Origin of the sequence: Simplicispira sedimenti, from assembly GCF_022760965.1 — a bacterium.
GTDB lineage: Bacteria > Pseudomonadota > Gammaproteobacteria > Burkholderiales > Burkholderiaceae_C > Simplicispira > Simplicispira sedimenti.
Genome location: NZ_JAKVIJ010000012.1, coordinates 133,062 through 143,581, shown reverse-complemented (window position 1 = coordinate 143,581; position 10,520 = coordinate 133,062). Strand labels below are relative to the sequence as shown.

At 59.2% G+C, this 10,520-nt stretch carries 13 protein-coding genes and 1 tRNA gene; 5 read left to right on the top strand and 9 right to left on the bottom strand.

All coding sequences use genetic code 11. From position 1 onward, the window contains the following. From MJ602_RS13810 to cho, 3 genes are all read left to right on the top strand, one after another. A partial coding sequence (locus MJ602_RS13810) for an ABC transporter substrate-binding protein (protein ID WP_243021391.1) occupies positions 1 to 301 on the top strand: 301 nt, incomplete at its 5' end. Positions 302 to 369: 68 nt separating this feature from the next. Continuing rightward, a tRNA-Gly gene (locus tag MJ602_RS13805) sits at positions 370 to 443 on the top strand. 173 nt (positions 444 to 616) lie between these two features. After that, on the top strand, positions 617 to 1,510 hold the full coding sequence (cho, locus tag MJ602_RS13800) for an excinuclease Cho (RefSeq protein ID WP_243021388.1): 894 nt from the start codon (positions 617 to 619) through the stop codon (positions 1,508 to 1,510). A 206-nt stretch (positions 1,511 to 1,716) separates the two neighbouring features. Here the strand turns inward: cho and MJ602_RS13795 are convergent, their stop codons facing one another. The 9 genes from MJ602_RS13795 to MJ602_RS13755 all read right to left on the bottom strand — a co-directional run bounded on the left by MJ602_RS13795 (position 1,717) and on the right by MJ602_RS13755 (position 8,147). Next, a complete protein-coding gene (locus MJ602_RS13795; RefSeq protein ID WP_243021387.1) occupies positions 1,717 to 2,343 on the bottom strand; it encodes a recombinase family protein in 627 nt (208 codons plus the stop codon). Positions 2,344 to 2,626: 283 nt separating this feature from the next. Beyond that, positions 2,627 to 3,544 (bottom strand): rolling circle replication-associated protein, encoded by a 918-nt coding sequence (locus MJ602_RS13790; RefSeq protein WP_243021385.1) that lies wholly within the window; start codon positions 3,542 to 3,544, stop codon positions 2,627 to 2,629. Positions 3,545 to 4,019: 475 nt separating this feature from the next. Further along, positions 4,020 to 5,267, bottom strand: a complete 1,248-nt coding sequence (locus MJ602_RS13785) for a zonular occludens toxin domain-containing protein (RefSeq protein WP_243021384.1) — start codon at positions 5,265 to 5,267, stop codon at positions 4,020 to 4,022. Further along, positions 5,267 to 5,566, bottom strand: coding sequence for a DUF2523 domain-containing protein (locus MJ602_RS13780; RefSeq protein ID WP_243021383.1), 300 nt, complete (start codon positions 5,564 to 5,566; stop codon positions 5,267 to 5,269). The genes MJ602_RS13785 and MJ602_RS13780 overlap by 1 nt, the downstream gene beginning before the upstream one ends. Further along, complete coding sequence (locus MJ602_RS13775) at positions 5,566 to 7,041, bottom strand: hypothetical protein (protein WP_243021382.1); 1,476 nt, start codon at positions 7,039 to 7,041, stop codon at positions 5,566 to 5,568. Before MJ602_RS13775 ends, MJ602_RS13780 begins: the two co-directional genes overlap by 1 nt. A gap of 139 nt (positions 7,042 to 7,180) precedes the next feature. Further along, a complete protein-coding gene (locus MJ602_RS13770; protein ID WP_243021381.1) occupies positions 7,181 to 7,384 on the bottom strand; it encodes a major capsid protein in 204 nt (67 codons plus the stop codon). Between the two features lie 4 nt (positions 7,385 to 7,388). After that, the gene (locus MJ602_RS13765; protein ID WP_243021379.1) at positions 7,389 to 7,595 is read right to left on the bottom strand and encodes a hypothetical protein; all 207 of its coding nucleotides are present in this window, start codon (positions 7,593 to 7,595) and stop codon (positions 7,389 to 7,391) included. Positions 7,596 to 7,666: 71 nt separating this feature from the next. After that, positions 7,667 to 7,813, bottom strand: coding sequence for a hypothetical protein (locus tag MJ602_RS13760; protein ID WP_243021377.1), 147 nt, complete (start codon positions 7,811 to 7,813; stop codon positions 7,667 to 7,669). Positions 7,814 to 7,829: 16 nt separating this feature from the next. After that, positions 7,830 to 8,147: a hypothetical protein gene (locus tag MJ602_RS13755; RefSeq protein ID WP_243021375.1), complete on the bottom strand. Its 318-nt coding sequence runs from the start codon at positions 8,145 to 8,147 to the stop codon at positions 7,830 to 7,832. A 682-nt stretch (positions 8,148 to 8,829) separates the two neighbouring features. On the opposite strand from MJ602_RS13755, the gene MJ602_RS13750 reads away from it, so the two are divergent. Together MJ602_RS13750 and MJ602_RS13745 are read left to right on the top strand one after the other, a co-directional pair. Then, complete coding sequence (locus tag MJ602_RS13750; RefSeq protein WP_243021374.1) at positions 8,830 to 9,114, top strand: helix-turn-helix domain-containing protein; 285 nt, start codon at positions 8,830 to 8,832, stop codon at positions 9,112 to 9,114. A 97-nt stretch (positions 9,115 to 9,211) separates the two neighbouring features. Then, complete coding sequence (locus tag MJ602_RS13745; protein ID WP_243021373.1) at positions 9,212 to 10,486, top strand: purine-cytosine permease family protein; 1,275 nt, start codon at positions 9,212 to 9,214, stop codon at positions 10,484 to 10,486. Positions 10,487 to 10,520 lie beyond the last annotated feature (34 nt).

The following is a 10,520-nucleotide window of genomic DNA, read 5'->3' as shown; positions in this document are numbered from 1 at the left end:
CGGCATGCTGATGGACGCCAACGACACCACCAAGGCCTTCCAGGACAAGTTCAAGAAGCGCTTTGGCCAAAACCCCGACGTGTATGGCCCGGCCTACTACGACCAGGTGATGTTCATCGGCGAAGCCATGCAAAAGAGCGGCTCCATCGATCCCGCCAAGGTCGGCGACTGGATGCGCAAGAACCCCTACAAGGGCGTGCTGGGTGAATACGGCTACGACGACAAGGGCAACCGCCTGAAGGCCCCCACGGTCGTCAACACATTCAAGAATGGCAAGCCCGTGGCGCTGAGCAGCCAGTGACACGCGCCCTCCGGCAAACGCCCCGCACACCTGAGGCGAGCGTCGGCTTGCCTATAATGCGGGGCTGCGCGGGTGTCGTTCAATGGTAGGACTCTTGCTTCCCAAGCAAATAACGTGGGTTCGATTCCCATCACCCGCTCCAGACAGCCATCTCTTCAGGCATCAAGCCACCCCACACAACCCGTTGACTCCATGGGAGCAGCGGGTTTTTTGTTGCCTTGAAGACATCGTGCCCCACGGCAAGCAGACCATCGAGGCGTGAGGGATCGTGTTGGCCAACGTCAAGCAGTTCAAGACCTGAAGCGGAGCTTTGCCATGCACATCCCGGCACGCCGTCGCCCTGAGTTCGATGAAGCCAGGTACTACGAATACCCCGAGCACCTGCGCGCAGCCCTTGCCGACATGCCTGCAGCACCTGGGGTGTACCTCTTCCATGGCGAGGAAGGCGACCTACCGCTGTACATCGGCAAGAGCATCAACCTGCGCAACCGTTTGCTGGCCCATCTGCGCACACCCGACGAAGCGCGCATGCTGCGCCAGACCCGGCGCATCAGCCATATCCGTACGGCGGGAGAGATTGGGGCCCTGCTGCTGGAAGCGAAACTGATCAAGGAACTGCACCCGCTGTTCAACCAGAAGCTGCGCCGCAGCCGCCAGCTGTGTGCGCTGCGCATGAACGGCGACCGGCCCGAGGTGGTGTATGCCAAGGACATCCAGTTCGCCACCGAGTCCGGCCTGTACGGCCTGTTCAACAGCCACCGCGCCGCCCAGGAAGGGCTGCGCAAGCTCGCAGACCAGCACAAGCTCTGCTACGGCGCACTCGGCCTGGAAAAGCTCCCGCCCGGCAAGGCGTGCTTCAGGGCCATGCTGCACCAGTGCGCCGGGGTCTGCCGGGGTGATGAATCGCCGCACGCACACCGCCAGCGCCTCTTCACCGCGCTGCTGGACCTGCAGATCGCCACCTGGCCGTATCCGGGCACGGTCGGTCTGATCGAACGCTTCACCCCCGAGCGGAACGAATCGGCGCTGCCACCCCATGCCAACGATGTCCAGATCCATGTGCTGCGCCACTGGTGCTACCTGGGCAGCGTGAGCAAGCCCGAAGAAGCGTCGGCACTGGATTGCGTGGCGGCGGGATTCGACGCCGATGGCTACAAGATCCTGTGCAAGCCGTTGCTCAGCGGGCGCTCCGAGATCATCTTGCTGTGATGTCACACCTCCCTGTGCGCGCTGGTCGACCTTGCCACACCGACAGCGGAAGGCGCCACCCAAGGCTGACGCCCTCCGCCCAAAACGCGCATCAGCACACTTCGTGCGCCCCCGCTAGAATGCGCCCCGCACCGCCGCACAGCGGTGCATTCGCTGGGGGTGCCCCTGCCAACGCTGGCAAGGGGCTGAGAGAGTCCCTTTGAACCTCATTCAGCAGACCGAGATGCCGCCTCAAGATAGGGGCCAAGCACAGGAGGGAGAACAGGGCCAGCGGCCCTTTTTTTACGCCTAGCCAAAGCCCGATAGATGCTCTTTGGCGTGGTGTCCCACATCTCAGCAAGCAGCCGCCACGTGTACCAGCCAGACTCATACATTCCCACGATCTGGTCTAACTCGTCATCCGTAATGACCAGGGGACGACCGCCCCACTTGACCCCGCGCAAGCGTGCCGCCACTTGCCCAGCTACTGCCCTTTCCCGAATGATCGACCGTTCAAGCTGGGCGACTGCGCCGAGCACCTGAACCATGAACGTGCCGATAGGCCCGGATGTATCCAGAGGCTCAGTAAGCGAACGAATGTCAGCACCCGCCGCCTTGATTCGATCGAGGATTGTCAGCAGATCCTTGAGTGATCGCGCTATGCGATCCATTTTGTAAACAACGAGCACATCCCCAGGACAAAGAGACTCCAGCAGCCTTTGCAGCTCAGGCCGAGCACCGACAGAGCTTGTTTTTTCCTGAAAGACACGCTGCACACCAGCCTTAGACAACGCATCAAGCTGGAGGTGTGTTTCCTGATCCTTTGTCGAGACTCTCGCGTAACCGACCAACATCCTGTTTTTCTCCCCATAGACCGAGCCGCCGCCAGTCCCTATTGGTCAGGGCGAACTTGACCGCAGACACCAGCAAGGCATTTCGTGAACAATCGAGAGCAGATGCTATTTCCGACAAACGCACTCCAGTTTCCGGAGGTAGCAGCACTTCAATGCGCACTTTCGTGCTACGAAATTTCCCAACTCGTTGAGAATCACTTGCATGCAGCCGAGGACGACCGGGGCCAGCAGAAGGCCCGGTAACGTTATTGGAATCGTCAGAGAACAGGGGCATGGCGCACCCTCAAATTTCCGGGGCCTCATGGCCCGAAAAAGGGGCTTCCCCAGGCTCTGTATAAAGCATCCAGAACTTACCGAACTTGCCGACGCTATGGCGCACGATCCGATGGCCATCGGGAACCTCAAACGCAACGCCGACCAGCTCAGCCAAAGGCATTTCGGGGAGGTCAATAACCACGGGCTTAGACACCTCAATTCCCTGGGTGCTGCCCCAGCGATTGCGACCAGGAATGCCGCTTTCGTGATCCTTTGTAAGGTACTTCGAGACGTAGCCAGCGAGCTTAGCCAGTGACTCAGCAGCACGGAATTTACCGGGCATGCCGTGGCGGGTTTTCAAGTGCCCGTCCACATCGATATTGCCGTTATCGGCACCAACCACGCTATGCCATAGACGCCGGAGGAAATCCCAAGACCGCACCCGACCATGAACGGTGTCAAGGTGCTTCGGGAGCTTGTCAATTGCCGCATGGACATGCCACGCGCCCCGGTCTTGCTGCTCGAAAGCATAGACCGCACGAAAGCCAGGAATGGCCCGGCGCAGCTTGCGCAAGTAGGCCGCCCAATCACGCCGCGCACGGTCGAAATCAGTCATGTTTTCCCGGTAGGTGCAGGTCAACAGAGAGGACGCACCGGCAGACTTGATGCGATGCCGACAGGTGCGTTTTGCACGCGCAGCGCTCTTTTCCGCAGCCCGTTTTTTCCGTTCCGCTTCACGCTGCTGCCCGAGCAACGTATCGGACTGGTCAACCTGAGGAGCCGCGACACCTTCAAACCCATCGGAATCTAGGAGAGGCTCATAGCAGCGCTTTTTCCAGGCCATCAATTCAAGCTGGCCGGTTTGGGGCGAACGCCACTCTTTGACACGCCAGCCATGCTCATAAACTTGACAATAGACGCCCCGATAGACTACATATTGATCCACGCACTTACCCCTTTTAAGTGATCGTCACGAGCCCCGATGGTTTGCCGACCATGCGGGGCTCACCTTTTGCTAGATACCGTGAAACCACGGTTCGATCCAGCCGCCTTGCTTGTGCCGCCACTGCCAGCACCACAACTGATCCAGGTAGCACCAATCCCCATCGGGGAACTGCCAAACCAACAAACAGCCGGGCCGACTCACATCGGCCCTACTACCAACCGGCCTACGGCCATGCGGAACATAGACAAACACTTCCATGTGTCGAGATATGTTCTATTGATAAATCTAGGCCGCGCTTCGCGCGGCCCCGTGCGCGCTGCGCCTGCGCCCGTGGCACACGCGAACCGCCGCCCCAATACAGACCGGAGAGGAAGCGCAGAGAAGCACGGGGCCTACGCACGCGGCACGGGTAGCACCAAGCGCCGACATGGAGCGTGCCGCCCCATACCCCTGCCCCCGACCCTGCGGGGCGCGGCTATTCGCCACTTCGGGGCCCCCGGTTTGTCCCCGGCAAAGGGAGGTTTTGATTGCCCGCTGCGATCGCAGCCATTGCTGGATTACGCAGGGCCAGCCCTTGATGCTTTATGTCGGCCTGGGTGATCTGCCCCGGCAAATTTGGCTCAGGCTTCGGAAATGGACGCTCCAGGACTGCATTGCGCTTCGCTTCTTCGGCCAGCTCTACGGCCTTTTCGCGCTTCTCTCTGGCCTGATCCTGGGCTTGCTGTAGCTGCTCACGCGCCCGCTGATGCTCTGGAGCTTCCCAATCCAGGAAATAGCCCTTGGCAACGATTTCAAGGCACATAGCCATTGGGACATGAATGCGGGTAGCTTGCTGGCTGTAGCACCTGCAATCCCCACGGCTTGGCATGTTTACGCAGGCGGCAGGATAAGGAGCCGTAACCGGCTCGGTGATCTTGTCGTAAATGGGGGCAGTCTGCGGCAAGCCATCCATGCGCGGCGTGCGCGACTCGAAATAAGCCATCTTGGCGGCCATAGGGTCAACAGCGGCGCCGGTCTGCTGATCCGAGGCCATGAGCACAGCAGGGCGGATTGTCGGATCATCCTTTTGGGGGTCATCAAGCACCTTGCCCGCGACACGCGAAAACGCGAACCAGATCAGCAACGGAACAATGATGGCGCAAGCGACCAGGACAAAGACAGAGCGCGGGATTTTGCGTTTGCCGGTGTGGAGTGAGGCGGATTTGTACCATCCAAACACTTCACGCGGGAAAGCCAGCATTTTGACTTCGGCATCCTTGCCCGCACCCTGCATTTCACATTGCGCATTGACTGCCGGGTATTCAGCACAGCTTACAAGATCGCCGCCGAAGGCGCGTTTTAAGTGCCGATGCCAACCGGGAGAGCCAATTAAACGACGAACGAATGCATCAATGTTTTGGGGATGCTGGGTTATCAGGTAGAAGTCAAACCCACGCCGCCGATGCTCTGCCAGCATTTGGACGTATTCGGGAGGCTTTGAGCTGGGAGCACGCAGCGGAAAATCGTTATGGCATTCATCGACCAGGAAGATTGTCCCGTCGGGCTCATCCTGCCAATTTTGAATGTCTATCTTCTTCCAGGTCGAAAGCTCGCCATTTTCGACAGGCTCAAAGCGGCCATTATGGCAAACCGGGCGACCCTCTTTTATCTGGCGCTCGCGCACCCATTTTAAAGTATTGAGGGTTTTTCCCGCGCCATTAGCGCCTGTAACCAGGTAAAGCATTATTTAATGACCCAGCGCTTAAATGTGCCGGATGTGAGGCCAGATAACACAAGGCGCGCAGTTATGGCGCTTGTGATGATACTCAGAGCTACGCCGACTTTCATATAAGCCAGGAGCGAGAACAGCTCAGGCGGCAGCGCGTGAAGGGCCGCTATTGCATCAGCCTTGAGTGCGTCGATTGTCGCACTGACGCCAGTATAGGTAATAACCGAGATACCGAGGGCGACCATCACACGCCCAACCATAGAGCCGACGATGCTTAAAAGCATGCCGCCAATAGCAGCAATTATTGCAGGCATTATATGATTATGATTTTAAGAGCAACCATTAGAGCAACCGCCACCAATATGTTGCCCATCATTGAAAGATATTTATTCAGGCCAGAGAAGGGAATTGTTATTGTTTTCCCCATCACAGTGACCGTTAAATCACTCAGCCCTTGCCCGCCCCCGAGGGCATCCGCTTTAGATATTGCCGTTCCAATGTCTTTCGTTTCGTTTCCTTCAAGCGCTTGCGTTTGGTTCCCTGTTTTTCCTTTTTCTTGACCGTAGAGCCTGCTTTCGTCGGATTCTTGCGTGAGCCTGCATCCTTGGAGGTGTATTTCTCTGGCAATGGCGCATTGGACGGCGTCGCCAGTGCATTGGAAACCGGCAGCGCAGCTACCACCAAAGCCAGAACCAGGGCCGCAATCCTGGGTTTTAGGGTCACACGTACCATCGTCATCACCTCCGTCATCGTCACCACCGCCGTCATCATCACCACCACCGCCGTCATCATCACCACCACCGTCACATGGCTCGTTGATGTCTAAGCAGCCGTCACCATCATCGTCTGGGTCTTTATCGTCAGTGACGCAATCACCATCACTATCAACCGACCCGGGAGGCAATTGACAGCCGCCAGGGTCTTCACCACCGCCACCATCGTCATCACCGCCGCCGTCATCGTCACCGCCGCCGTCATCACCCCCACCATCATCACCACCGCCGCCGCCGTCGCCGCCAGGTGTGGGGTCTGTATCGTTTGGCTCACCATCGCCGTCAATATCGGGGTCTGTATTGTCTGGGTCACCATCACCATCGGTATCCGGGACAGGCGGACGGTCTCCGGGATCGATATCATCAGGCGAACACGGCTCACATGTTGGCTGCACGTCATACTCACGCGTTAAAAGGCATTTTTCCTTACCTGCAACGGTATAACAATTCTCAGTGTCCGAATAGGGATTGCCGTCAGGCGTTTCAAGCACTTTATGTCGCTTGCCATCGACACAAACAATGGTTCCTATTGCAGCCCTTGCCGCCGCAATATACGTATCCATATCAAGGGAAGAATTTTCCCCGGTGTAGAAATACCCAAGCGGTATTTCAACCTTAACGGGGTCCTTACCGACTAAACGCGATTCCTGACCAAAGCCAGATGTGCTACATGTGCCCCATGCAGCAGGATGTGTATATTGGTTTTCACCAGGGCATTGCGTATTGATTTTTTTCTGAACGACACCGGCTTTACAACCCCTTGACGCCGACCAATCTTCGACGGTAGTTTTAGCCTCATAACAAAGGTTCGTGTGAACCCGCGTTGCACCAACATACGCAGACTTCAAATCAAGCTGCCAGCCAGTACCCGTTATAACGGTCTTACCGCCGTTTTCCGGCGTACCCTCAGACCTATCAGGAACGCGATATTCAAGGCACGATTCATTCTGCTGCGCAAATGCCAGGGCAGGAAATAATAAAAAAACGGCGATTATCAGGCCGTAAATACGAGCCATGCCGCCCCCAATATTGCGATTATTACGAAAATCCCCATTTGTTAACCTTTGCAATTGACCAGGAACAACACCAGGAACAAGACCAGGAGCGAGGCCAATTGGAAAAGCCCCTGCCGGCCGGACAGGGACACAGCAGGCTTTAAGCCAGGGCGCGACGCACCCACTGGAATGCCTTGATGCCCACGATCAACGCGAGCACAGCAGCACCGATGGCGGCGACGGGCGCAGCCTGGGCGCCGATCTCAGCGACCACAGTCGTGACGTCGATTGCAGCAGCTTGGGAAGCACCGGCAGCGGTCAGGGCACCAGCGGCGACGAGGCCGCGATTCAGGGTTTTTTTCATGGTTTCAATCCTCAGTTGATGAATTGCCGTCGGTCTTTTTGAGCACTTGGACAAGGGCGCGGAAGCCCCAGCCGATGGCCCACACCGCAAGGACGGCGCCTGCGATTTGTGCACCCTCAGCGGCACTCAATTGCAGCGGAGGGAGGCTTAATTCGTGCACCACGGTCACCGTACAGGCACCGGGGCAATTGATGGTTACGGGGTCAGCCACGATCAATCCAGACCACAAGCGCGAGCAGGCACAAGCCCAGCCACACGCCGGATAAGAGGGACGCCAAAACGTCATCCATGGCCGACCCCACGAAAGCGGTAGCCCACGTCAAAGAGGCCAGCGCCGAAGCAGTAGGACGCGAGCAGGGAGCACGCGAAAAGGGCCAGGAACAGCAGGGCCGACGAGGCCAGGGCGAGGATGGCAAGGGCCTCAGCCATGGAGCACCGCCAGCAGTTACGCAGACGCCGCGGCAGGCTTGGCAGCAGCACGCGGAGTGGGCACGTTGTAGGGACTCAGTGCAGTGAGCACCGCCGAAATCTTGCGATCCTGCATACCAGCACGCAGGGCAAAAGCGCCGATATACACACCGGGCTTGGGGGCCGCATCGCCCATCATGTCCTTGGGAAGCTGGAGAACACCCACCTGTTCCAGCTCACCGGTATCAGCGAGCAAGGCGCACTCGCAATCTTGCATTGCCCAATCACGCCCGTTCTTGTTACCGGAGCGCTTTTCATTGACTTTGAGAATTTGGATGATGGAGGTCAGGGCCATGATGGTCTTTCAGAGTTGACGGCACACGGTGCCGGGGCGAGCAACAGCGCTCTAGGCTCCACCGCACGCGAGGGAGCGTGCAGCACTGTCAGCAACCGCTACGGCAGTCGTAACCGTCGGCATAGACACGGCCCCCAAGATCAAGCGAGCAGTGAGAACCGCGCGGCACGTCACGAGGGTGATCCAAGCCACCACAAGCCCAATTCACGTCAAGCCACGGGATAAAAGCGTCATCGCGCAGACCAGCGACACCACCAGGAACGCGAACGGGGCGCCAGACCCCGGCAAATGGGATGCACTCCCCGCCGCTGTCGCTACCGTGAGCTACCACGGTAGCCGGGGCATGAACTGCAACAGTGGGGGGAGTGCAATCGACAGGCTCAGCTTGAGCCGAGGCCAGGAGGGAGGCCGCGAACGCGGCGAAGGCAATTTGAGTGGCTGGCATGGGTAGCTCCATGGGTTAAACCACCAGGAAGAAACCTTGAAACGTGGGCTCTTTCAGAGGCGCTATGCACCTCACGCCAACAGCCGAAGCCGCCACCCCTGGGAATCGCCTTTCGACTTGGGATGCAGTTCCTACCTGATGATGAGAGAATTACCTTTGAAAGGTAAATACCACTAAACTGGTATGAGCCACATATTACCACCCCATTGGTACTATTACCATTCAAAAGGTAGCATCATGCCATTGCATTTATCTATTGACAAAGCTGCAAACATAGTAGGAAGCCAGACGAAGCTTGCCCAGATGCTGGACATATACCCAACGCACCTATCAAACATGAAGGCAGGAACCCGACCTTGCACAATCAATACACGCGTGCGCATCGCCGAGATTGCCGGAGACGACCCACAACGCGCCATCATCGAAGGACTGATTGCCCAACTTGACAAAGACGACCAACGACAAGCAGGAGCCGCCGCCATGCTCCAATCCATGCTTGACGCATTCCCCCCTGAATCCTGATTGAGATCATCCTCGCGCAGGGAAGCCCGTCCTCGATTGCCATGCCCCTTCGCGCATGGCCCGGACCTTCCTTGTGCCGCACTGCCAAGGAGTCCGCATGAGCACCCGCAACGCATCCGCCAACGAGGCGCTGACACCTGTCGGCGCCGACCAGCGCGTCTTTCAATGGCACGACCATGCCTCGCTGTGGTTCAGCCTGGGCGTGGGTCTGCTGGTGATGCAGGTGGGCGCCTACCTGATGCCTGCGCTGGGCACGCAGGAGGCGCTGCTGGCCATTGTGGCGGGCTCCATCCTGGGAGCAGGGTTGCTGGGTTGGGTGGCCAAGATTGGTTGCGACAGCGGCCTGGCCAGCGCAGGGCTGATGCATGCGGTGTATGGCCGCCAGTTCGCGCGCCTGCCCATCGTGCTCAACATCATCCAGCTCATTGGCTGGGGGACCTTTGAGCTGGTGGTGATGCGCGATGCCAGCGTCGCGATTGGTCGCCAGGGCGGCGGCTGGGAAGGTGCGCACTGGCCGGTGCTGGCCACGCTGCTGTGGGGCGGCGTAGTGCTGCTGCTCATCAGCGGCTCCATGGTGCAACTGGTACGCCGCATCATCGCCCGCGTGGCCTTGCCGCTGGTGGTGTTGTCGCTGCTGTGGCTGTCGTGGCAGTTTCTGGGGCTGGCGCAAGAGCAAGGGCTGGACGCCCTCTGGCAGCGCCGTGGCGACGGCGGCATGGGTGTGATGCCCGCGCTGGATCTGGTGATCGCCATGCCGATTTCGTGGCTGCCGCTGGTGGCCGACTACGCGCGCCATGGTCGCCATGGCGGTGCCGCGCTGCGCGGCGCCTGGGCAGGCTATGCGCTGGCCAACATGTGGTGCTATGCGCTGGGCGTGCTGGTGGCGCTGACACTGCCCAGCCAGGATCTGGTGACCGCGCTGCTGCTGGCCCAGGGCGGGCTGATTGCGCTGTCGCTGATCCTCATCGACGAGGTGGACAACGCCTATGGCGACACCTACTCGGGCGCCGTCTCCAGCCACAGCCTGCTGCCGGGCTGGAGTGTGCGCCGCTGGGGCGCGGTGCTGGCCGTGGTGTGCACGCTGCTCGCGCTGGTGCTGCCCATGCACAGCCTGGAACCATTTCTGCTGATGCTCAGCTCGGTGTTCGTGCCGCTGTTTGGCGTGATCCTGGGGCGCCTGGCCTTTGGCGCCAATGCGGGCGCCATGCTGGCCCAGGCGGGCAAGGCCCATGCCGGGCCCATTGCCATCTGGCTGGCAGGTGTGGCGCTGTACCACCTGCTGCCCAAGGTGGCACCGGCGCTGGGCTCGGCCCTGCCCACACTGGTGCTGAGCTTTGCGTTGGCCTGGGCCACGCGGCCACGCAGCGCCTGATTGCTATTGTATTGATAGCTTCTTGCGCATAATG